The organism is Streptomyces sp. NPDC006294 (assembly GCF_042870895.1).
Classification (GTDB): domain Bacteria; phylum Actinomycetota; class Actinomycetes; order Streptomycetales; family Streptomycetaceae; genus Streptomyces.
In genome coordinates this window covers 22,503-43,812 of record NZ_JBIAHV010000009.1, presented here as the reverse complement: position 1 = coordinate 43,812, position 21,310 = coordinate 22,503, and the positions used below count along the sequence as shown (strand labels likewise).

Annotated in this window: 24 protein-coding genes, 1 tRNA gene and 1 pseudogene; 13 read left to right on the top strand and 13 right to left on the bottom strand. The window is 73.2% G+C overall.

The window, feature by feature from the left end:
- Positions 1-21: 21 nt before the first annotated feature.
- Together ACFYOP_RS17535 and ACFYOP_RS17530 are read right to left on the bottom strand one after the other, a co-directional pair.
- Positions 22-900 carry a lysozyme gene (locus tag ACFYOP_RS17535; RefSeq protein WP_356897546.1) on the bottom strand — a complete coding sequence of 293 codons (879 nt, stop codon included), beginning with the start codon at positions 898-900 and terminating at the stop codon, positions 22-24.
- A 195-nt stretch (positions 901-1,095) separates the two neighbouring features.
- On the bottom strand, positions 1,096-1,920 hold the full coding sequence (locus ACFYOP_RS17530; RefSeq protein ID WP_388451913.1) for a chitosanase: 825 nt from the start codon (positions 1,918-1,920) through the stop codon (positions 1,096-1,098).
- A gap of 176 nt (positions 1,921-2,096) precedes the next feature.
- On the opposite strand from ACFYOP_RS17530, the gene ACFYOP_RS17525 reads away from it, so the two are divergent.
- Positions 2,097-2,369, top strand: coding sequence for a hypothetical protein (locus ACFYOP_RS17525; RefSeq protein WP_356897597.1), 273 nt, complete (start codon positions 2,097-2,099; stop codon positions 2,367-2,369).
- On the top strand, positions 2,347-2,898 hold the full coding sequence (locus tag ACFYOP_RS17520; protein ID WP_388452078.1) for a GNAT family N-acetyltransferase: 552 nt from the start codon (positions 2,347-2,349) through the stop codon (positions 2,896-2,898). Before ACFYOP_RS17525 ends, ACFYOP_RS17520 begins: the two co-directional genes overlap by 23 nt.
- Positions 2,899-3,186: 288 nt before the next feature.
- On the opposite strand, the gene ACFYOP_RS17515 is transcribed toward ACFYOP_RS17520, so the two are convergent.
- Positions 3,187-3,789, bottom strand: coding sequence for a TIGR03086 family metal-binding protein (locus tag ACFYOP_RS17515; protein WP_356897547.1), 603 nt, complete (start codon positions 3,787-3,789; stop codon positions 3,187-3,189).
- A gap of 249 nt (positions 3,790-4,038) precedes the next feature.
- Between ACFYOP_RS17515 and ACFYOP_RS17510 the strand changes: the two genes are divergently transcribed.
- Positions 4,039-6,189, top strand: a complete 2,151-nt coding sequence (locus ACFYOP_RS17510) for a hypothetical protein (protein ID WP_356897548.1) — start codon at positions 4,039-4,041, stop codon at positions 6,187-6,189.
- 24 nt (positions 6,190-6,213) lie between these two features.
- On the opposite strand, the gene ACFYOP_RS17505 is transcribed toward ACFYOP_RS17510, so the two are convergent.
- From ACFYOP_RS17505 to ACFYOP_RS17495, 3 genes are all read right to left on the bottom strand, one after another.
- A complete protein-coding gene (locus ACFYOP_RS17505; RefSeq protein WP_356897549.1) occupies positions 6,214-6,768 on the bottom strand; it encodes a hypothetical protein in 555 nt (184 codons plus the stop codon).
- A gap of 44 nt (positions 6,769-6,812) precedes the next feature.
- Positions 6,813-7,409, bottom strand: coding sequence for an NAD(P)H-dependent oxidoreductase (locus ACFYOP_RS17500; RefSeq protein ID WP_356897550.1), 597 nt, complete (start codon positions 7,407-7,409; stop codon positions 6,813-6,815).
- 79 nt (positions 7,410-7,488) lie between these two features.
- On the bottom strand, positions 7,489-8,082 hold the full coding sequence (locus ACFYOP_RS17495; protein ID WP_356897551.1) for a hypothetical protein: 594 nt from the start codon (positions 8,080-8,082) through the stop codon (positions 7,489-7,491).
- Between the two features lie 282 nt (positions 8,083-8,364).
- Here ACFYOP_RS17495 and ACFYOP_RS17490 point away from each other — a divergent pair, with 282 nt between their 5' ends.
- Both ACFYOP_RS17490 and ACFYOP_RS17485 read left to right on the top strand, forming a co-directional pair.
- A complete protein-coding gene (locus tag ACFYOP_RS17490) occupies positions 8,365-8,871 on the top strand; it encodes a DinB family protein (protein WP_356897552.1) in 507 nt (168 codons plus the stop codon).
- 234 nt (positions 8,872-9,105) lie between these two features.
- Positions 9,106-9,441, top strand: coding sequence for a hypothetical protein (locus ACFYOP_RS17485; RefSeq protein ID WP_356897553.1), 336 nt, complete (start codon positions 9,106-9,108; stop codon positions 9,439-9,441).
- Here ACFYOP_RS17485 and ACFYOP_RS17480 read toward each other — a convergent pair.
- The gene (locus ACFYOP_RS17480) at positions 9,420-10,913 is read right to left on the bottom strand and encodes a carboxylesterase family protein (RefSeq protein ID WP_356897554.1); all 1,494 of its coding nucleotides are present in this window, start codon (positions 10,911-10,913) and stop codon (positions 9,420-9,422) included. The two genes, ACFYOP_RS17485 and ACFYOP_RS17480, sit on opposite strands and share 22 nt — an antisense overlap.
- Positions 10,914-11,069: 156 nt before the next feature.
- Between ACFYOP_RS17480 and ACFYOP_RS17475 the strand changes: the two genes are divergently transcribed.
- Together ACFYOP_RS17475 and ACFYOP_RS17470 are read left to right on the top strand one after the other, a co-directional pair.
- Positions 11,070-11,936 (top strand): PhzF family phenazine biosynthesis isomerase, encoded by an 867-nt coding sequence (locus ACFYOP_RS17475; RefSeq protein WP_356897555.1) that lies wholly within the window; start codon positions 11,070-11,072, stop codon positions 11,934-11,936.
- 44 nt (positions 11,937-11,980) lie between these two features.
- Positions 11,981-12,633, top strand: a pseudogene (locus ACFYOP_RS17470) (HAD family hydrolase).
- Here ACFYOP_RS17470 and ACFYOP_RS17465 read toward each other — a convergent pair.
- The gene (locus ACFYOP_RS17465) at positions 12,630-12,851 is read right to left on the bottom strand and encodes a hypothetical protein (protein WP_356897556.1); all 222 of its coding nucleotides are present in this window, start codon (positions 12,849-12,851) and stop codon (positions 12,630-12,632) included. The pseudogene ACFYOP_RS17470 and the gene ACFYOP_RS17465 overlap by 4 nt on opposite strands.
- Between ACFYOP_RS17465 and ACFYOP_RS17460 the strand changes: the two genes are divergently transcribed.
- Genes ACFYOP_RS17460 through ACFYOP_RS17450 form a run of 3 tightly spaced genes read left to right on the top strand, consistent with a single transcriptional unit; the run spans position 12,841 to position 15,247 of the window.
- The gene (locus ACFYOP_RS17460; protein WP_356897557.1) at positions 12,841-13,200 is read left to right on the top strand and encodes a hypothetical protein; all 360 of its coding nucleotides are present in this window, start codon (positions 12,841-12,843) and stop codon (positions 13,198-13,200) included. The genes ACFYOP_RS17465 and ACFYOP_RS17460 overlap by 11 nt on opposite strands.
- Positions 13,201-13,253: 53 nt before the next feature.
- Entirely contained in the window at positions 13,254-13,952 is a 699-nt protein-coding gene (locus ACFYOP_RS17455; protein ID WP_356897558.1) for a response regulator transcription factor, read from the top strand.
- Positions 13,949-15,247 (top strand): HAMP domain-containing sensor histidine kinase, encoded by a 1,299-nt coding sequence (locus ACFYOP_RS17450; RefSeq protein ID WP_356897559.1) that lies wholly within the window; start codon positions 13,949-13,951, stop codon positions 15,245-15,247. Before ACFYOP_RS17455 ends, ACFYOP_RS17450 begins: the two co-directional genes overlap by 4 nt.
- 244 nt (positions 15,248-15,491) lie before the next feature.
- Here the strand turns inward: ACFYOP_RS17450 and ACFYOP_RS17445 are convergent, their stop codons facing one another.
- Positions 15,492-16,346: a CAP domain-containing protein gene (locus ACFYOP_RS17445; protein WP_356897560.1), complete on the bottom strand. Its 855-nt coding sequence runs from the start codon at positions 16,344-16,346 to the stop codon at positions 15,492-15,494.
- A gap of 255 nt (positions 16,347-16,601) precedes the next feature.
- On the opposite strand from ACFYOP_RS17445, the gene ACFYOP_RS17440 reads away from it, so the two are divergent.
- On the top strand, positions 16,602-17,567 hold the full coding sequence (locus ACFYOP_RS17440; protein ID WP_388451904.1) for a fibronectin type III domain-containing protein: 966 nt from the start codon (positions 16,602-16,604) through the stop codon (positions 17,565-17,567).
- Positions 17,568-17,653: 86 nt separating this feature from the next.
- Here the strand turns inward: ACFYOP_RS17440 and ACFYOP_RS17435 are convergent, their stop codons facing one another.
- On the bottom strand, positions 17,654-18,181 hold the full coding sequence (locus ACFYOP_RS17435) for a DinB family protein (RefSeq protein WP_356897561.1): 528 nt from the start codon (positions 18,179-18,181) through the stop codon (positions 17,654-17,656).
- 81 nt (positions 18,182-18,262) lie between these two features.
- Between ACFYOP_RS17435 and ACFYOP_RS17430 the strand changes: the two genes are divergently transcribed.
- Complete coding sequence (locus ACFYOP_RS17430) at positions 18,263-18,958, top strand: hypothetical protein (protein WP_356897562.1); 696 nt, start codon at positions 18,263-18,265, stop codon at positions 18,956-18,958.
- Here ACFYOP_RS17430 and ACFYOP_RS17425 read toward each other — a convergent pair.
- On the bottom strand, positions 18,955-19,476 hold the full coding sequence (locus ACFYOP_RS17425) for a hypothetical protein (protein ID WP_356897563.1): 522 nt from the start codon (positions 19,474-19,476) through the stop codon (positions 18,955-18,957). The genes ACFYOP_RS17430 and ACFYOP_RS17425 overlap by 4 nt on opposite strands.
- Before the next feature lie 126 nt (positions 19,477-19,602).
- Here ACFYOP_RS17425 and ACFYOP_RS17420 point away from each other — a divergent pair, with 126 nt between their 5' ends.
- Entirely contained in the window at positions 19,603-19,935 is a 333-nt protein-coding gene (locus tag ACFYOP_RS17420) for a hypothetical protein (RefSeq protein WP_356897564.1), read from the top strand.
- A 57-nt stretch (positions 19,936-19,992) separates the two neighbouring features.
- Here ACFYOP_RS17420 and ACFYOP_RS17415 read toward each other — a convergent pair.
- Positions 19,993-20,066, bottom strand: a tRNA-Ala gene (locus ACFYOP_RS17415).
- Between the two features lie 170 nt (positions 20,067-20,236).
- The gene (locus ACFYOP_RS17410; protein WP_356897565.1) at positions 20,237-21,025 is read right to left on the bottom strand and encodes an RICIN domain-containing protein; all 789 of its coding nucleotides are present in this window, start codon (positions 21,023-21,025) and stop codon (positions 20,237-20,239) included.
- Between the last annotated feature and the right edge of the window lie 285 nt (positions 21,026-21,310).

Below are 21,310 nucleotides of genomic sequence, written 5' to 3'. Positions count from 1 at the left end.
TGCGGCCGGCGGCCGGGCCGGTCAGGTGTTGTTGGCGAGTGCCAGCAGCCGGGTCATGGAGCCGTTGAACTTGTTGCGGTCCACGTCTCCCGCGACGCCGCTGACCCGGCCGGTCGCGGTGTACTGCCAGAAGGTCCAGGTGGGGAAGCCGCTGGGGACGGTGGGGCTGCTGACGCCCCAGTGGGCGACCCACAGGGGCGCCTTGGCCGACATCCCGGTCCACCGGCCGGTGCAGGTGTTCCACCAGCTCGCGGTCGTGTAGATGACGACGTCGCGGCTGGTGCGTGCCTTGTACGTGTTGTAGAAGTCGTTGATCCAGGTGCGCATCTGGGTCGTCGACAGGCCGTAGCACATCGCGCCGGACGGGTTGTGCTCGATGTCGAGGACGCCGGGCAGCGTCTTGTTGTCACGGGACCAGGCGCCGCCGTTGGAGGCGAAGAAGTTGGCCTGGGTCGCACCGTTCGAGTAGTTGGGGCGGGCGAAGTGGTACGCCCCGCGGATCACGCCGGCGTAGTACGCGTTGGTGTAGTTCTCGCCGAAGCGGGAGTCCTTGAAGCTGGTGCCCTCGGTGGCCTTGATGTAGGCGAAGTCGATCCCGGCGCTCTTCACCGAGTTCCAGTTGATCGCACCCTGCCAGTGGGAGACGTCGATCCCCTGGACGCCGCTGGTGTCCAGCGGCGAGAGGAGACCGCCGTCCTTGGAGGCGTGGGGCTGCTCGAGGCGGGTTCCCGAACCCATCCACGCCTGGCCGGGCTTGACCGGCTTGTCCACGGGTGGCGGCGCCGCGGCGGCGGGTCCGGTGGTCGTGAGGAGCAGGGCGCCGGCCGAGACCAGGATGCCGATGACGGTGGCGGCCTTCGGTCTTCCACGACGTGCTGATCCGGCTCGTGACACAGGCATGACTGCCTCCTGCAGGTGGGGGATCGGCGGGCGGGCATGGGCCGCACGACTTCACCGGGGAGTGAAGTCATGGACACGTCATATGAGTAAGCCAGTGTGACGACCGGGCGTAAAGAGGCGGCGGGAAGTCCCTAAGGACCAGACCTGTGGCGGTTCGGCGGAGCTGCGGAAACACCGTGCCGGGCCGGTGAAGTTTCAGCGGGCGGGCGGTGTTTTCCGCTCGTCGACGCGGTAGTCGTCACCGTAGACCCGCCACCGCAACGGCGGTTCGAGACCCATGTTCCCCTCCCGTACGAATACCCGCTGCGCCGTCTCGACCCGGCTGGTGTCCGAGTGCGACGGCTCCTGGCGGATCGCCTCGACACGCGCGTCGAGGAACGCGTTCAGATACGCGGCCTCGTCACCGCCCTGCGAGGGCGGCTCCGCCTCTCGCAGCGCCTTCTCGCGCATGGCGCGGAAGCCGACCGACCCCTTGGACCCGTCCGCGCCGTGCATCACGTACGCGTCGAAGTAGACGAACTGCCCCAGCGCGCCCAGCCCGTCGCGCTCGCCCTGCCGCACCGCGGGCGTGAAGTACAGCCGGTCGCGCTCGGCGTCCTGGGCGGCCCGGAACACCGGATCGGCGACCGCGGCCCGCGCCCACGCGTCCGTGAACCGCGGGCCCAGCCCCTCGTGCGAGTCGCTGCCGACGACGGCGCGCAGCGCCGGCAGATACGGCGCGAGGACGTTGCCCGGCCGCTCCTCGGTGTAGCGCTCGACCACCGCGAGCAGGTCGCCCGTACCGGAACAGAAGCCGACGAGGCCGGCGGTGTAGCCGCGGCCGTCGCCGATGTCCTCGATGTACCGGTACTGGGCCCGCCAGTCCAGCGAGGAGTTCTCCGCGCTGGAGACGATCCGCAGGGCGATGTCCTTCGCCGCCGGATCATGGAGCCCGCGGCCGTCGTCCGCACCTCCACCGCAGGCGGTGCACAGGGCAACGGCGACGACGAGCGCGAGCGGTCTGCGCAACCCGGACTTCACGACGGCCCCCTCCCGGGGGTCACGCCCCCGGCCACACCATCAGATTACCTGTGAGCCTGCCTGTCTTCCCCGGCGGTCACGTCGGGCACGAACGCGTCGCAGGACCGGCTCGGGCGGCAGGCCGAGGCCGGCCCCTTTTACGGGCGTGGGTCGAGTTCCCCGAAGAGGACCGCTGGTTGCTCGACTCCCGGCTGGTGGCCCGGTTGGACGTCGACGACGCGGAGGAGGTCGGCTCCCGCATCAAGCGGCAGGAGCTCGACCGGTTGTCCGGCGTGGTCGGCCTGGACACGGTCGAACTCGGTGGTCCCGCTCATGACCTGGTGCGCAATTGCCTCGCGCTGAGCCGCCCCGCGATCTACCCTCGCCGCCATGACGTCACACGATGCGCCTGCACGCTCCCGGATCGCTTCCGCCGGTGCCGGGTTGGTGATCCGGCAGGAGACCGCTGACGATCACCGAGATGTGCGCGAGGTTCATACGCGCGCCTTCGGTGACAGCGACCGAATTCCCGGGCTCGTGGAGGCACTTCGCGTTGCGGAGGCTGCACTGGCGCCGATGTCCTTCGTCGCTGTCGTTGACGACCGGGTCGTCGGGCATGTCCTGCTGAGCGCGACGCGGTTGGACGCTCCGCGCCGGATCGTGGACGTCCTGTCGCTGTCACCGCTGGGCGTGGTCCCGGAGTTCCAGCGTCGGGGCATCGGTACGCGGCTCATCGCCCACGCCCTCGAGGCGGCCGACAGCCAGGGTGTGCCGTTGGTATTTTTGGAGGGTTCGCCGCGCTACTACGGCTCGCGCGGTTTCGAGGGTGCCGGCGCGGTGGGCTTCCGTTCGCCGTCGCTGCGTATCCCCGAAGCCGCGTTCCAGGTCGCCCGGTTGTCCGCCCACGAGCCGTGGATGACGGGCACCTTCGTCTACTCGGAGGCATTTTGGGCCTTCGACTGCGTCGGCCTGCGCGACCCCGAGGCGGCTGGTCAGTGACGCGCGCCGGATGCTCAACGCCTGACGGGGCCCCTTGACGACGGGGGCGCGTACCCGATCGCGTTCGTCTTCGACGCCGTACGGGTCGGTTGCCAGGCGCGGGGCGAGGATCAACTGTCGGGGCGGCCCCGGCCCGGTCCCTGGGGCGCTCCCCGGCCGGGCCGCCTGTGCCCAGGTCGACCCGGCCGTTCCCCCAGCTGGCCGCCGCCGAGCGCGCCGAGCCGGTCACGGTCGCCGACCGGCGGCTCCACCGCACCTCCCGCCGGCCCCGGCGCGAGGCGCGCCTCGTCAGTCGCCGGGCCGCCAGTCCGGGCGGCGGCCGCTGAGGCCGATCACCCGGTCCAGCAGCGGCGCGTCGTCCGGGACGGGCATCGGGGGACCGAAGATCCCGTCGCGCAGGGAGTCGTCGTCGGACGGGCGCACGATGTCGTACGAGACCGCCGCGCTCGCCTCACCGGGGTCGTATTCCTGGCCCGTCGACCGCGCCAGGTCCCAGCCGTGGATCACCAGCTCGTTGAGCGCGACGCGGCCCGCGACCGCCGCGGGCAGGTCCACGCCGCCGGCGCGGGTCATGCCCTCCCACGCCTCCGGCCGGCGCCACGCCTGGGCGACCTCGTCCAGGTGCACCGGGAGCGTGGTGCGCCAGGCGTCGTCCAGGACCGGGAGCGCCGAGTCGGGACTGGTGTCGCTGGTCGGCCCGAAATCCTTGCGGGCCGCGTCACGGAAGGCGAGGGACAGCCCGTCGAGGTGGGCCAGCAGCTCCCGCACGGCGTACTTCGGGCAGGGCGTCGGGTCGCCCAGCTGCTCGTCGCGGACCGCGGCGAGCAGCCCGGTCACCGCGCGGGCGGCGGGGGTGAGGTCGGGCAGGGGGGTGCTGTCGGAAGTGTCCATGCAGGGGTGACCGGCCGCCGCGCCGAAACTCATCGCCGTCGGCGGAACCCATGGCCGGACGGGGCCGCCGCGAGCGCCCGGGGCAGAGGCGCACCGGGCCACCGCGTACCGAGTGGCGGACGCCGCCCGCGGCGGTGAAGCGGACCGTGACGTCACCGACGGCCGTTCTCGGGCTCATCGCTCCCCCGATCGGGCTAACCCCCGGCCCGGAAGGATCACCGCGCCGTCCACCCTGCATACGCTCCCCAGGTGACTCGTACCAACGCCCTGAACACCGGCCGCGACGCATACCTCTCCTGGGCGACCCAGGAGAGAGACGCCGCCCTGCCCGCGCGCCTCACCGACGCCGTGCTGACGATGCTCGCGCTGCGCGGCGCCGACCGCAGGGCCGGTGTGCCTGAACCGACGCCGCAGCTGCTGCGCCAGGTCCTGCACGAGGACCTCCCGCAGCTGCTGTGCGCCGGGGAGGACGAGCTGGACGCCGCACCGGACGTGCTCACCGCACTCGCCGACCGCGTCCGGGCCGCGGGCCGCCTCAACGCCAAGCGCCACGCGCGGCTGCTCGCCGCCGCCGAGGACGCCGTCCCCGGCTTCCGCCGCGCCATGGCCGACCCGGCGAACCTGACCTGGCACCGCTGGTACGCGTCGCTGCTGAGCGCCGACGGCGTCGACGCGGACGACACCGCCGCCGTACGCGCCTGGCTCGACGCCCACGAGAGCACGCCGCACGCCGACCGGCCCGCCCTGCCCGAGCCGCTGCACCGCTCCGACGTGGCCGAGCGGACGTTCACCGTACGCACCCGCCTCGACGAAGCGCTGCTCGCCGCCTTCGCCCGCGACACCGCCGAGGCGTCCCCGGCCGGCCCGCTGCTGCCCACGCCGCCGCTGGACGCCGACCGCCCCGACGACGCGCTCGCGCAGGAACTGGACGCCGTCGCCGACGAGTTGCTCGACCGGTGGACCGCCGCCGGTCTCGCGGAGGCGTTCGCCACGCGGCACGCCGCGCTCGCCCCCGGACCGGAGGCGATGCCGCACGTCGCGCTCGCCGACCGGATGCTCGACGAGCACCTCGACTACTACGGCGACTCCTCCGTCCCGCTGCCGCCCCCGCCCGCCGTACCGGAGCCCGACGAGATCCGGGGCCTGCTGCACGCCGCCCCGCTGCCCGCGGCGCTCGCCGCGGGCACCTTCGACGACGAGCTGGCCGAAGTCGCGGAACGCTGCGGACTGCCCGGCCCCGCCACCGCCGTGTGGACCGACGGCACGCCGCAGGAACTCCTCGAACTGGCCGCCGACATCCTGGCGGCGCAGGCCGAACGGCTGCCCCTGGTCACCGGCCCCCAGGACGCGTACTCGTTCGACGCCGCGCACATCCTCTACTCGCTCTACGAACGCGGCGGCACCCCCGACTCCGTCGCCCGCAAGGTCTGCGACGCGAAGGCCGACGGCGTACCGCCCGAACTGGAGGACGCGCCCACGCCCCTCCCCGGCAGTGCCCCGGACGCCTACCAGACCCCGTCGCCGCAGGAACTGTCCGTCCTGCTCGGGATGCCCGGCCGTACGGAGGCCGACCGGGCCGAGATCGACGCCCCCGCCCGCGGTCTGGCGGCGCTGGTCGACCAACTGGCCGCCACCGGCTGCGTGTTCCGCGCCGGCGACACGTACGGACTCACCCCGCTCGGCGCCGCCGTCATGCGCCATGTGATCACCGCCGGGCATGTGGCCGCGCCCGACCGGGCCACCGTCACCGGCTGGGACGCGGCTCGGACCGTCGCCGCGACCCGGCACTGGCCCACCCGGCTCGCCGCCGCCGCGCTGGCCGCCTGGGCGGCGAGCCGCGGCTCGACGGACGCTGCCTGGGCCGAACTGCTCGACGCGGTCTCCGCGGCCAAGGCCGACGACGTCAACGCCGCCCGTACGTCCGAGTCGTTCGCCCGCCTCGACCTCGCGGCCGTCCCCACTACGGCGCTCCGCGCGGCGCTCACCGACCCGGTGACCGGCGCCGCCGCCCGCAGGCTGCTCCTTGCCCGTGGGGAGTCCGTCCCGGAGGGCGAGGTGCCGCTCACCGCCCGCGCCACGGTGCTCGTCGAGGAACTGGACGGGCGCTGGATCGACGACATGCTCACCCATGTGCAGCGCCGCGACGACGCGGGCGACACCGGCATCCCCCGGCCGACCGACATCGTGCCCACGACCCTGCTGCCCGCCTTCGACACGGCGGCCGCCGCGTGGCCGGGCGGCGCCGCCGCCCTCGCCGACGCCCTCGCGGAGGCCGACCCCGGCACCTCGTACCGCATCCTCGACACCCTGCACGCCCACCACCCGGACCGCACGGTCGCGGACGCCGCCGCCCACGCGCGCAAGTCGGCGCGGCGGGCCCTGTCCCGGCGGCGCGACTGACGTCCGGGGCGGGGCCGCGCCGACTCAGCGTCGGCGGCCGGGGCGGCCGAGCAGCCGGGCCTGCTCGCTCTTCAGCCGGGTGAAGCGGTCCCGGGTGTACTCCCGCAGTTCCCGGCCGGGAAAACGGATCACCGACAGGTGCTCTCCGTGGTCGCCCTCGACCCAGCGGGCCGCCGTTATCTCGTAACCGGAGACATGGGCGCACAGTTCGAGGAGGACCGGAGGCATCTCCTCCTCGATGAGCAGGTCGGCCTTGGTGACCACCACGTCCCGCATCGCCCGGATGTTGGGGATGAACACCGTCGTGGCCCAGGTGCGCCACCGGGCCAGCTCCTCGTCGGTGGGAGGCGTGTCATGGTGGAACGGATCACGGCCGTCCGGGCGGGCGTACGTGGCCGCGAAAGTGTCGTAGACCCGGCTGTTGGCCTCCATCAGGGCGAACAACGGCCCGTAGAAGTCGCTCAGTTGGAGGTTGACCCGCGCCAGCCGTGCCTGCCGCTGCGCCAACCGCAGTCCGTTGAGGTAGGTCGCCAGATAGCCGGCGAACGCCAGCGCGACGGTCACGATCACTGTGGCCATGGCAGCCGATCGTAGGCCACGGCCAACGGGCCGGGTCGGCCCGGTCAGCCGTCCAGCAGGGCCGCGGCCTGCTCGCGGGCCTGGCGGAGCCAGTCGGCGCGCTGCTCGTCCGTCGAGTCGCCGACCGTCCGGAACACGATCCGGCGGACGTCCGCGACCCCGACGTACGGCAGCACGCACGCCGCCCAGATGCGCTGCAGAGGGTCGCCGAACTCACCCTGCTCCCGCTCGGCAGGCGTGTCCGAGGTGTTCAGCACGAGCGCCCGCCCGGCCCGGAGCAGCCCCACCGGCTCGCCCTCGGCGGTGCCGAGCTTGTAGGCGACGCCGGGAACGAGCACCCGCTGCATCCAGCCGGTGAGAACCGCAGGCGGCATGCCCCACCAGTTGGGATGGACGAAGACGACGGCGTCGAGCGTGGCCACCTCGTCCCGATGCAGGGCGAGTTGGGCGTCTTCGGAGCGCTCCGCCGCCTGGACGGTCTCCGTCTCCCCGGCTGTCAGCACCGGCGAGAACCCCTCGGCACACAGATCGTGCGCGTGCACCTCGCAGCCGCGCTGCCGCAGCTCGTCGACGACGGCGTCGAAGAGCGCGTGGTTGAAACTGCCGTGTCGCGGGTGCGCGACGTAGACGCCGATGCGCATGTGTTCAGCTCCCCGGAATCGCTGCCGGCCGGGCGGCCCGTCCCCAGGGCCGTCCGCCCGGCCGTCGGACTTGAGTTGGTCAGTCGCCTGCGGAGAAGGCGTCCATGAGGGTGTCGATCCTGAGTCGCAGCTCCGCGGAGACGGCACCCGCGACGACGATCGAGAGTTCGTCCTCGCCGTTGACCTGCGCCAGGCGCACGTTCACAGTGTGGATCAACCCCTCCAGAGGATACGGGTACCAGCAGCCCGGTGCTTGGACGTCGGTGCCCTCGACTCCCCGCGCGACGGTGTTCCAGTCGAGGTCGTCATGGCGGATGTACGTGATCAGCAACTCCAGGAAAAGCTCGAGGCTGCGCCGCCGGATCCAGCCGCTCATCTCGTGGACCCGGGGACCGGCGATCGCGTCCGACGCGTCGTTGGCGAACAGGGCGGCGCTGACGGCCCGGTCGTCCTCCCACACGCCCAGGCGCAGCCTGGCCCGCAGGCCGAGCCGCCGGCAGGCGTAGCCGGGGTCATGCGCTGCGGAAGTCAGTCGCAGGACGCGCTCGCGTCCCGACCCGTCCAGTCGGTACGGGGACTCGAGCGCCGAGTCCCAGCAGTCGAGATCGGGAGCGAACCGCTGCTCCGCGGCGGTCGCGCCGACGCCGGGATACTGGCCGATGTCCCCCCACAAGCTGCCGCGTTCGCGCTCGGGAGCGCCCAGGCGGGCTGGGAAGCCTACGCCGCCGTTACGCGCCGGCGGTCCGCACCCTGCCGACGTGGCGTCCCAGCCCCGCGGCCTCGCGTCCCGGCCGGCCGGCCGCACGAGGGGAGATCCTGGAGGCCATGCGGGAAGTCGCCACGCTCGGGGTGAAGGGCCCGCCGGTCAGGGCGTGCCCGGCGGACCAGGGGATGGGGCCGGGGCCGCTCGATAAATGCCTCGACACCGTGGTGGTGATCGGAGACGCTGCGTGCGATGAACAGAATCGACGACACGCCCCCCGCGTGGGACGAGCGCACCCAGCTCACCACGTTTCTCGACTACGCACGCGACACCGCCCGCGCCAAGTGCGACGGCGTCTCGGCGGAGAACGCCAGCAAGGCGCTTCTGCCGGGCTCGCCGCTGATGACCATGAGCGGGTTGATCAACCACCTGCGCTGGGTCGAGTACTACTGGTTCCAAGTGGTCTTCCTCGGCGAGGAGGACCGGGGTCCCTGGACCGACGAGGACCCCGATCGCGAGATGCGCATCGCCGTCGACTTCCCGCTCACGCAGTTGCTCGACGAGTACGCCGAACAGAGCGCCCGCTACCGCGAACTGGTAGCCGGGAACGACCTGGACAAGCAGGCCCAGCGAGCCGTCCGCGACGGCCTCCACGTCGACCTGCGCTGGATCCTCCTCCACCTCACGGAGGAGACAGCCCGCCACAACGGCCACCTGGACATCCTCCGCGAGATGCTCGACGGCACGACCGGAGACTAGGCGGCTCCGCTCGGAACGCCGGGCGGACCAGCGGTCCCGGCGTTCGGGGTTCGTCCCGACTGGTGAGCATGGCGGAACGTCGGCCTGCCCGGTCGACCGAATACCGCTCACGACTCCGATCGGAAGCGCCACCCGCGTCCGCGTACACCCCGCACCCGTCGCCGTGTCGGCCCTGGTCGACGGTATGCACGAAGCGTTGGCGTTGCCCCCGGGAACGCCTCAGTCGCCCTGCACATGGCACGGCCGGAGGTCGCCGAGCGGCTGTCGGTCGCGGGGACTCCTGCCGAGTGTGCGGAAAAGATCCGCACCCGGATCGCGCCCGTTGGTGTCAACCATGTGCTCTGCGCCGTCACGGGCCGGCACATGGCGCGGGTGTTCACCGGCAGGGAGCTGGACGGGGTGGCGGACGTGAACGAGCAACTGCGCCTGATCAGCGAGCAGATCATGCCGGCAGTCCGAGGGCGGGTGCCGGGTCGCCGCGGCGGCCCGGCGCCGTCAGAAACGAACTGCCTGCTCGTCGGACCGAGCACGAGCCTGTCCGTGCCCGGTCAGAGACCCAGTGGCCGGTAGGCGGCGTCCCGCCACAGTGCCCGGGTGTCCGGCAGCGGCTGCCGGTCCGCGGCGTCGGCCGGAGCCCAGATGTGGGCCGGGCCGGTGCCGGTCCCGGCGAGGGGCTGCCAGCCCGGGGCGCCCGTGGCCGCGAAGGCGGCCCAGGCCGCGACCATGCTGTCGGCCAGCCGGTGGTCCGCGGGGGAGGGCGGGCCGCCGATGAGGAACTCGACGGCGGGGAGGGTGTGGTTGCCGAACGCGAAGGGCACATCGGCGCAGTGCCAGGCCCGCACCTCGCCGCCGGGCCCGGAGCGCCGCCGGTCGAAGCGGGACAGGTACGCGAGCCCGCCCGCTTGGGCCTGCGCCTCGGCGAGCCGGCTGCTGTACTCGGCGAACTGCAGGTCGCCGAAGACCGCGAGGTGGATGTCGGAGACGGGCGCGTCCGGCATGAGCTCGCGGTAGCCGGCGAGCAGGCCCTCCGACAGCCCGAAGTCGGCGGCGAACCGCTCGAGACCGGCCGGCGTGGTGATCCCGGCGCTGCTGCCCACGGCGTCCATCAGCCAGAACTCCTGCGTGGTGTGGCACACCAGCAGGTCCACGTCCGCCGCGGCGCCCGCCGCCACCGCGGCCAGCGGTTCCGCGGGCAGGACGGCACCGTCGACGACCGGCCCGTAGATCACCGGGTCGTAGTGCAGATACCCGGACGCCGGGTCGCGGCGGAAGTCGTCCACGACCTCGTCGGAGGCGGCGACCAGCGCCTCGGGCGACGCCGCCGCCAGAGCGGCGGCCGTCGCGGGCACGCCCGCCGCCGCGGCGACCCGCGCCGTGATGTCCCGCGCGAGCGCGGCCGAGAAACACGGGCCCACCGCGCTGTGCGCGATCGCGCGGCGGAACAGACCCTTCGCCCGGTCCATCACCATCAGGCAGGCGACGGACGTCGCCCCCGCGGACTGCCCGGCCACCGTGACGCTCCCGGGGTCACCGCCGAACGCCCCGATGTTGTCCCGCACCCAGCGCAGCGCCGCGACCTGGTCGAGCAGTCCGCGGTTGGCCGGCGCGGACGGAACCTGGCCGAACCCCTCGAACCCGAGCCGGTAGTTGACGGTCACCACGACCACGCGGCCGTCACGGGCCAGGACGGCGCCGTCGAAGTCGGGCTGCGCCGAGGAACCGAAGGTGTACGCGCCGCCGTGGAGCCAGACCAGCACGGGCAGCCGGGACGCGTCCGCCGGGGCCCAGACGTTGAGCGTCAGCGCGTCCTCGTCCCCCGGGGACCACGCGGGCGCCCCCGGCAGCTCTGCCGACTGCGGCGCGACGGGCCCGAAGCGGGTGCACTGCCGTACCTCCCGCCAGGGCTCGGCCGGCAGTGGCTCGCGGAACCGCGCGGCCCCGAACGGCGACGCCGCGTACGGCACTCCGAGCACCGCCACCACGTCACCGTCCGCCACCCGGCGGCCGCGCACCGGGCCGTCCTTCGTCCGGAAGACATCCACGGGCACTGCTCCCCATCCCTGTACGTTCGCCGCCCCGCAGGACGACTCCGGCGGTGATCATGTCAGCGCACTGCCCGGCGACGCCATCGAAATAGCCGCCCCGCACGGCACGAGAGGCGTGGGAACAAAGCGTCCCGGCCCGTCGTTCCGGCGATCATGACGACCACGACCGAAGTGCTGCGCCTCACCGCCTTCTCCCGCGACCCGGAAGGCGGCAACCCCGCCGGTGTCGTCCTCGACGCGGAGGGGCTCGACGACGCCCGGATGCTCGCCATCGCCGCGGACCTCGGATACAGCGAGACGGCGTTCCTGACCGCGCCGCCCGAAGGGCTTGAAGGCGAGCCCGGGAGGGCGTTCACCATCCGGTACTTCAGTCCCAGGGCGGAGGTGCCGTTCTGCGGGCACGCCACCGTCGCCACCGCCGTCGCCCTCGGCGAGCGCATCGGGACCGGCGACCTCGTCTTCGCGACGCGCGCCGGGACGGTGCCGGTGACCGTGACGGAGCAGGACGGGGAGCTGCGGGCGACGCTGACCACGGTCGAGCCGCACAGCGAGGCCGTCGCGGACGCGGACGTCGCGGAGGCGCTGGCCGCGCTCGACTGGCCGGCCGCCGATCTGGACCCGGCCCTGCCGCCCCGTATCGCCTTCGCCGGCGCACGGCACCTGGTGCTCGGCGCCGCGACCCGCGCACGGCTCGCGGACCTGGCGTACGACTTCGACCGCCTCGAAGCGCTGATGCGGCGGCTGGACCTGACCACGGTGCAGTTGGTGTGGCGGGAGTCGGAGGGCGTCTTCCATGTACGCGACCCGTTCCCCGTCGGCGGCGTGGTCGAGGACCCGGCCACGGGAGCGGCGGCGGGCGCGTTCGGCGCCTATGCCCGCGAGGTCGGACTGGTCCCCGCGACGGCGGTGCTCACCCTCCACCAGGGCGCGGACATGGGCCGCCCGGGCGTGCTGACGGTGGAACTCCGCGAGGACGAGCGGCGCGTACGGGTCACGGGCACGGCCGCCCGTATCGCCTGACCCCCGCCCGGGCCCGTCCCGGGAGCGGGCCTGGGCTGCCCGCCATGACCGGTGACGCCCTGGACGTTGTGATCTTCGACTGCGACGGCGTGCTCGTCGACAGCGAGCGGATATGCGTCGAAGTGGACGCGCTGATCATGGCGGACCTCGGGCTCTCGTTCACCGAGGCCGAGATCGTCGACCTGTTCGTGGGTTCCTCCGCCGAGGTCTACACGGCCGTGGTGGAGGAGCGCCTCGGGCGGCGGCTGGAGCAGGGCTGGCAGCGGAAGTACGAGCGTCTCTACGACGACGCCTTCGCCGATCGGCTGACGGCCGTCGACGGTGTCACCGACGCCCTCGCCGGCCTCACCGCACCCGTGTGCGTCGCGTCCAACGGGGACCACCACGGCATCCGCCGCAGTCTGCGGATCACCGCGCTGAGCGACCACTTCGAGGACCGGATCTTCAGCGCCGCCGACGTGGCCAGGGGCAAGCCCGCCCCAGATCTCTTCCTGCACGCCGCCCGTGCGATGGGCGCCGATCCCGCGCGGTGCGCGGTGATGAGGACAGCCCGTACGGGATCCGGGCCGCGCACGCCGCCGGTATGCGGGCCTTCGGCTACTGCGGCGGCCTGACGCCGGCCGCACGCCTGGCGGGCCGGGGCACCGTCGTCTTCGACGACATGCGCGACCTGCCCGCCCTGCTGGCCGGGGACTAGAAGGACGTCTCGCTGACGCTCGCCCGGTCGGAGGGCTCGGTCGTCGCCGTGATCTCCGAGCGGTGGCGGGCGGCCGAGAAGGTGGCCGTCAGGGTTTCGGGCGAGGTCTGGGAGGTGCTGACCGTGAAGCCCTGGCTGGGGACCGCGGAGATGAGGCACACCCCGCCGCTGCCGTAGCGCACGGTCGCCTTGCCGCCCTGCGAGGAGATGGTGTGCACGCCGGAGCCGCCCTCCTCGCAGCCGCGCCCGTCGGCGGACGGCTGGGCGGGCGTCTCCTTCGGGGGCGGCGGGGTCGTACGGGCCGCCGGGGTCGGCGTCGCGGTGCGCGGCTTCTCGGCCGTTCTCGACGGGGTCGGCGACGGGGTGCGGACGCTCGGAGTGGGCCGGGGGCTGGGGGAGGGCGAGGGTGCGGCGGCGGGGGAGGACGACTGCGCGGAGGCCATGAAGTCCTCCAGTGCCGACTGCGCGACCGGCGCCGTCGGCCTGGTCGAACCCACCACGAAATGGACCGTGATCATCACGGCCGTGACGCTGGCCGCGGTGCACGACAGCCAGATGAGCAGATAGCGCGGAAGGCGGGACACGACACCATACTGACGGACCGGCTAACGTGCCTGCTCATGGCCTCCGTACTTGTCGTCGAGGACGACCCCGTCATCCGGGCCGCGCTCATCGAGGTCCTCACCGGACACGGGTACGCGGTGAAGACCGCCCACCAGGGCTTCGAGGCGCTGCGCGAAGTCACCCAGAGCCCGCCCGACATCGTGGTGCTCGACCTCGGGCTGCCCGACATCGACGGGCTCGACGTGCTGCGGATGATGCGAGGTATCTCACGGGTCCCGGTCCTCGTCGCCACGGCGCGGGACGACGACACGGAGATCATCAGGCTGCTCAACGCCGGCGCCGACGACTACATGGTCAAGCCGTTCTCCGGCGGTCAGCTCGCGGCCCGGCTCGCCGCCGTGCTGCGCCGCTCCGGGCCGTCCGACGCCCCGGACGGCGGGGACCGGCGGTCCGTCGTGCAGGTCGGCGAGCTCAGGATCGACCCGACGGCCCGCACCGCGCACCTCGCCGGACGCGAGCTCGCGCTGACGCGGCGCGAATTCGACCTGCTCGCCTATCTCGCGGCCCACGCCGACCAGGTCATGTCCCGTCGGCGCATCCTCGTGGAGGTGTGGCAGCAGCCCTATCTGGAGGACCAGACCGTGGACGTCCATCTCTCCGCCCTGCGCAGGAAGCTCGGCGAAAAGGCGTCGGATCCCCGCTATCTGCACACCGTGCGCGGTATCGGGATAAAACTGGTCACTTCGCCCTCATGAGACGCGCACTCGCCGGGATCGCGCTGGCCGTGACGTCGATGATCGCGCTGTCCTTCCTCGTCCCGCTCGCCCTGCTGGTCCGCGAACAGGCGCGCGACCGGGTCACCACCGCCGCCGAGCAGCGGGCCGCCGCCCTGTCCCCGGTCCTCGCGCTCACCACCAGGCGGGCCGACGTCCACCAGGCGGTCGCCGAGCTCGACTCCGGCGACCAGTTGGCCGTACGCCTTCCCGACGGCGGTTTCGTCGGCACCCCGCACGCCCCGCGGTCGGCGCTCGACCGTGCGGTCCGCAAGCGGGAGACACTCGTCATGGACACGGCGGAGGGGTGGGTCTATCTGCAGCCCGTCGTGCTGCCGGAGGACCGGGTCGCGGTCGTCGAGGCGTACGTGCCCGCCGCGGACCTGACTCGCGGTGTGTGGGCGTCCTGGGGCGTGATGTCGCTGCTGGCCGTCGGGCTGGTGGGCGGGTCCGTGCTGGTCGCCGACCGGCTGGGCGCCCGGGTGGTGCGTTCCTCGCAGGGCCTGAAGCGCGCCTCACTGGCGCTCGGGTCGGGAGACCTCGAGGTGCGGGTGGAGCCGGACGGACCGCCTGAACTCCAGGACGCCGGCGCCGCGTTCAACACCATGGCCGACCGGGTCGTGGAACTGCTCGCCATCGAACGGGAGATGGTCGCCGACCTCTCGCACCGGCTGCGCACCCCGCTGACCGCGCTCTACCTCGAGGCCGACCTCATGGGCCCGTCGCCGGGCGCCCGCCGGATCACCCGCGCCGTGTCGCAACTGGAGGCCGAACTGGACTCCATCATCACCGCGGCCCGCACCCCGCTCGCGGCGGGCCCCGCCGCGGGCCGGCCGCCGGGGCGGCCCTGCGAGGTGGCGGAGGTCGTCGCGATGCGGCTGGACTTCTGGTCGGTGCTCGCCGCGCAGCAGGACCGTATCTGCGAGCGCTCCTTCACACCGCGCCGCACCCCCGTGCGGTTCCCCGAGGACGACCTGGCCGCGGTGGTGGACGCCCTGATCGGCAACGTCTTCCGCCACACCCCGCAGGGCACCGCCTTCGCCGTGCGGGTGGAACGCCGCGACCGGCATGTGCTGCTGACCGTGGACGACGCCGGTCCCGGCGTCGCCGACCCCGAAGCGGCGCTCACCCGGGGCGTCAGCGTGGGCGGCGCCGGCGGCACGGGCCTCGGCCTGGACATCGTGGCGCGGGCGGCGCGGGCCGCCGACGGGGAGCTGGAGATCGGCCGCTCCCCGATGGGCGGAGCGCGGGTGCGGGTGTCGTTCGGGCTGGTGTGACCGGCGCCCGCCGAGAACTGACCTTCCCCGGCATCGAAGCCCGTGACCTGCGGTGACCGCCGTCATCTGGAGCACGTGCAGCACGGCCCTGGTCCCGGCCCGACCGGCACAGCGAGGAGGAGGGGCCGCCCGGGTGCCGATGCCCGCCGCCTGACGGCGCCGCTCCCGGCCCGTACGGCCGTCGTGACCGGGGGACCCGACGGCCGGGCCGGTCAGGTTCGATCCGGTTCGGGGTGCGGCGGGCTTATCGGCCGGCGCCGAAGTTCTGGGTCCACCACGGGCCGCCGTCGCCGAAGTGGACGCCGACGCCAAGCTCCTTGAACGAGCAGTTGAGTATGTTCGCGCGATGCCCCGGACTGTTCATCCAGGACTCCATGACGGACGCGGCGTCGGCCTGACCCCGGGCTATGTTCTCGCCCAGCGTGGACCACTCGTAACCGGCGGCCTCGACCCGGGTGGTCATCGTGGAGCCGTCGGGCCCGGTGTGGGACATCACGCCGCTGCGGGCCATGACGTCGCTGTAGTCGTCGGCGGCCCGGGTCAGCTCGGCGTTGGACGTGACCGGCGAGCAGCCGGCCGAGGCCCGCTCCCGGTTGACGAGCGCGAGGACCTGGGCCTCGGTGCCGTCGGCGTCGGAGCCGCCAGAGCCCCCCGACCCGCCCGAGGCGCCGGACCCGCCGGAGCCGGATCCGGAGCCACCCGTACGGTCACCGCCGCTCGGCGCGGTCGTCGTCGTCCGGGTCCTGATGCTCGGCGTGGGCGTGGGGCTCGGCTTCGGCTTCGGCGTGGCCTTGGGCTTCGCGGGGGCGGTGACGTCCGTGCTCGGCGACGCGCTCGCGCTCGCGCTGGGCGTGGGGGTGGCCCGTGGCGACGCACCTGCGGTCGCGGCGCCCTCGTCGGAAGGCTCGGCGGCGCTCGCGGCGGAGTTGGTCTCCACCCGGCCCGACGTGTCGTCCCAGCCGCCGGCGGCCAGCGTCACCCCGGCTCCGGCGGTGACGGTGAGCACGCCGAGAGCCAGCACGGCGCTCCGGGCCCGCACTCCGCCCTTGGGGCGGGCATGGGAACGGGCGGTGGGGCGGGCGGCTCGACGAGAACCCATGCGTACGACACCTCGGAAGGAAGACGGCTGAGCATTCGTGATCCCGGTGGGCGTCGTTGCGTCCACCGGGATCACGGTGGGGGGTTGCCGCCAGATCGTAATGGGGTTCGGCGCGTGTGTGACCTCATCCAAGGGCTTCTTCAAGAAGCCATAAGGAAGCCATGAGGTACGGCCAAGGAAGCCTTGTGGAGGACGGGCGAGCTGTGGGATACAGGTCTGGACCAATCCTCGTCGTCCGTACGCGGAGGCCCGACCGTGCAACGTCCCCCCACGCCTGCCGCATTCGTCGTGCTGGCCTGCTCTGCCGTCCTGCTCCTCCCCGCCTGCGCCGCCGAGGAGCCCCGGGACGACAAGCCGCCCTCGACCCCCGCCGGCGTCACCGCGCAGGCCGGCAGCGCCACGTCCGTGCACGTCATGTGGGACGGGTCCGCCGACAACAAGGAGGTCACCGGCTACGAGGTGTACCGCGCGGGGACCAAGGTCACATCCCTGCCGGGCACCAAGCGCATGGTGGACATCGAGGGACTGGCGCCGCGGACCGCGTACAGCTTCACCGTGCGGGCCCGGGACGCCGCCGGGAACCTGTCCGAACCCAGCGCCTCGGCATCCGTCACCACACCGTCGGCCGCGCCGGACGACGACCGGGCCCCGACCCGGCCGGGTCGGGTCGAGGGCCGTACGGACAGCGGTACGTCGGTGACCCTGACCTGGCGGCGGGCCACCGACGACACCGGCGTCACCTCGTACGACATCTACCAGGAGGACTCCCGCGTCCACAGCGTGACCGGCACGCGCACCAGTGCACGCGTCACCGGCCTGCGGCCGGGCACGGTCTACAGCTTCACCGTACGGGCACGGGACGCCGCCGAGAACTCGTCGCCGGACAGCAACTCCGTGGACCTGACCACCCCTTCGGCACCGGGCGACGACAGCCCGAACACGGCGCCGACCGATCTGGCGGCGACCGTCCGCAAGGGCAGCATCCAGCTCCGCTGGACCCCGCCCGAGACCGGCGCCCCCGTCAAGGAGCACCAGCTCCACCTGAACGGCAAACCGGCCACCACCATCGTGTGGGGCGCACAGCCGCCCGCCGGGACGGCCACGTACACCATGACCGTCACCGACGAACCCGGCACCCGCTACAGCATCAAGCTCCGGGCCAAACTGCCCGACGGCACATGGGGCGACTTCTCGGCGCAGCGCACGGTGGTGGTCCGCTAGGGCGTTTCTCCGCCCGCTGTCCGCCTGTCCGCCCGTCCGGGTGTCCGGGTGTCCGGGCGGCCCGGACGGCGACGGTGGCGCCCCGGCTAGGTGCCCGTGACGCCGTCGACGGCTTCGCGTATCAGGTCCGCGTGACCGTTGTGACGGGCGTACTCCTCGATCATGTGGATCAGGATCCAGCGCAGGGACACACTGTCCTCGCCGAGGACGGCGGCGTTCTCCTCCGACAGCCTGCCGGGAGCGTCGAGCGGCGCGTCGGCGATCAGTTCGCGGCTGCGTTCCACCTCCGTCCGCCAGGTCGCCAGGGCCTCTTCAAGCGGCCGGCCGGGGTCGAGAGTGAAACCGAACCCGCCGTGGTCCCCGAACAGCAGCGGCACGTCCTCGCCGGCGAACACGCGGCTGAACCAGTTCCGCTCGATCTCCGCCAGGTGCTGCACCAGACCGATCATCGTCATCGACGAGGACGCCACGGCCGTCCTGCGTGCCTGCGCGTCGTCGAGGCCCGCGCACTTCAGCGCCAGCGTGGACCGGTGGAAGTCCAACCAGGCCACCAGCATGGTGCGTTCGTCGGCGTGCGTGGGCGGGACCGGGCGTCCGTCGGGTGTGGTCGTCATGTACGGCACCTTGGCACACGCCACTGACACCGGTCCCGGCCACGTGGGCACGGTGTTCCGGCCGCCTCGTATGCTGCGCGGATGAGCGATCAGAGGATGAACACCGCCGCGCCGGGCGGCGCCGGGAACGGGGCCAGCGCCGGAGTGCCCGCTCCCAGTGGTCAGCGCACGGGAAGGAGCGCCGGGGCGTCCGTACTCGCCACGCTCTGGGTGCTGCTGCTCGCCTGGGGGATCGCCGCCGGCAACACCGGACTCGCCTACGTCACGCTGGGCATGGACTTCATCCCGATCGCGGCCGGCGTGCTCTGCTGCCTGGTCTTCGTGATCGTGCTGCGGCTGCTGCACAGGGCGTGGTGGCTCTCCCTCCTCTCCGTGGTCCCCGCGCTCTTCATCCTCGTCGGGTCCGTCCAGTACGCCCCCGAGGCGGCACTCGACCGCCGTGGCGTGCGCGAGACCGTCACGATCACCGCGGACAGCGCGGCGGGAACGGCGAGCAAGAACCACCGGTTCACGCTGGCCGGCCCGGCCGGCGAACTCGACGAGACCCTCGAGTACCGGGGGAGCAACCCCGGTTACCGGGTGGGCGACCGCATCGAGATCCTCCGCGACCCGGAAGGCGCCGTCCCGCTGGAGGACGCCGCGGACGTCGACCCCGAAGGCAGGCTCGGCGGCCTCGTCGCGGGAGTCGCCGCATGGACGGGCATGACGCTGCTCGCGGGCTGGCGCGGCCATGTGCGCCGACGGGAGAACCGCCGGGCGTGGAGCGGCACGATCTAGGAAGGCGCGGGCGTCGGGGACCCCGTGCGGGACAGCGACTTGGAGAGGGCGCCGTCGCATCCCAGGACGACCACGACCGGCACCGTGGCGGAACCCGCCGTGTCCGGCCCGTCGTCGCCGGAAAGCCGGGCCGTGGCCGTCCAGTTGCCCTTGCGGATGCGGAGACTGCCGTTCTCCCCGTCACCGGGCTCGGACCGCCAGCCGCGGTCCGATCGCGCCCGGGCGAAACCGGCCTTCAGCGCGGGGTCCGCCGTCGCCGCGTCGTACGCGCCGCGCAACCACTCGTGACACTCGAGGGAGACCAGCTCCTGCGGTGTCCGCTCCAGTGTGATGCCCTCGGCCTTCAGCGCAGTGGTGAGATCCGAGACCACGTCGTCCACGGGCAGCGGCGGACCCGAATAGCGCGGCGGCAGCGGTCCCTTGTCCTCCAGCAGCGCGCCGCAGCCGGTCGCCGTCATCGTCAGCGCGGCCACCACCACCAGCCCCGCCGGCCCTGCGCGCCCCCGTAGCAGTCGCACGTTCCGTCCGCCCCCTCTGTACCGGTCCCGGCCGGCCAGTCTGCCACTGCGCCGGACGACGGCGTACGGCGGCCGGACACCGCGCGCGCTCTCGCCGAGGCAGGAGCCGACCCCTGGCGGCCGCTGATGGGCGGCTGGTCGGCGGGGCGGCTCAGCCTGGCCGGACCGACGCCGGATCTGTCCGCCGGCACCGTCTGCTACGGCCTGTACGCCAATCCCAAGAGCGGCAAGCAGGGCAGCGTCGCCCGAGACGGCGTCCTCGAGGGGACGGACCTCCACCCGGCCGGAGCGCCGGACGTGGGCGACACCCCGCAGGAGGTGCTGGCTTCGTACGTCTGCGACGACGCGGTGGCCCATTCCTGCGCCTACGCGGGCCTGCGCCTCACCGGCCCTCGCCCCGTCGTCGGCCCGCCCGACATATGGGCCACACTCCCGCGGCGTGACCATTGGACCTGTTGAACGGGATTCGCGGGGTCCGGCGTGGGCGTCTCCGCCGTGCCGCGACGGTAGACGGGACGGGGCCGGCCGGATTCGAACCGGCGTCCTCCCACATGCGGTGAAGGCGCGACAACCGCTGCGCTACGGGCCCCGTCCCGCCCCTCGTCGTACGAGCCGCGCACGCTCAGGCGCCCCCGATTCCTCCGCCCACCCGAACACGGCGCTCCGAGCGTCGCCCGCAGCACCCGGCGCGGGCGAAGACCTGTGCGGCGGGCCCGTCCCCGCGGGGCGGGAACGGGCCGGACGGACGTCACACGGTCGGTCAGGTGCCGAGACCCGGGCCCTGCCACTGCTGGTTGGTGTGGTGCGGCGTGCAGTCCCAGATGCCCAGGCGCGCGCCGTTGGCGGTGTTCCAGCCGAGGGCGTCCAGACAGCGGCCCGAGTGGACGCTGCGCAGCAGACCGCCGGGGAGCTTCTCCCACCGCTGGTTGCCCGCGCCGTGGCAGGTGTTGAGGCCGAGCAGCGACCCGTTGGCCGTCTTGGCGTACTGGACGTCCATGCACTTGCCCAGGGCGCGCAGGGTGCCGTCGGGGTACAGCTTCCACGACTGGGCGGACAGGCCGTTGCAGGTGTACAGCTGGATGGGCGTGCCGTCCTTGGTGTTCGCCCCCTTCACGTCGACGCACTTGCCGGAGTGCACGCCCACGATCTGGCCCGAGCCCGGGGGCGGCGGCGGCACGCAGTAGATCTCCACGAGGACCTGGTAGTAGCCGGGGCTGAGTTCGTTGCCCGCGGGGCCCGCTGACCGCTTGCAACCGGCGGCCGGGTAGCCCTCGTTCGCCGCCGCTCCGTAGGCGGTGTTCCAGGCGGCCTCCACGGCGATGTTCCAGGGACCGTAGCCGGTGCCGAGGAAGTACTTCGGCGCGGTGGGAACGGCGGCCGCCCCCGACGCGACGGCCTCCGACGCGACGGCCTCCGACGAGACCGCCCCCGATGCGACCGGTGCGGCGGTGGTGTTACCGGCCGGCGCGGCGGTTGCCGTGCCGGTGAGCAGTGATGCGGAGGCCAGAGCCGTTGCGGCCGCCGTGGCCAGCCATCGAGCCAATCTCACGAGTCGGTTCCTCTCGGTCGGTGCCCGTGCGGAGCGCGGGCGGGAAAGCCCGTGTCCTGGGACGGACCGGACGCTACCGACCGGAGCGGCGCAGGCAGTCTCACCGAAGTCTCAACTTCCTCTGGCCGGTTGTGGTCACCTCCACTGCAAGGTGGCGGACGGCCGTCGTATGTTCGTCGGCGGCTCGGTGGGGACCGGGCCGCACAGGGGGCAGGGGGCGTCGGACCAGTGGTGTCGACCGAGGGCAGAACCGGGCACGCGGCCGAGAACGGAAGCGGGGGCGGA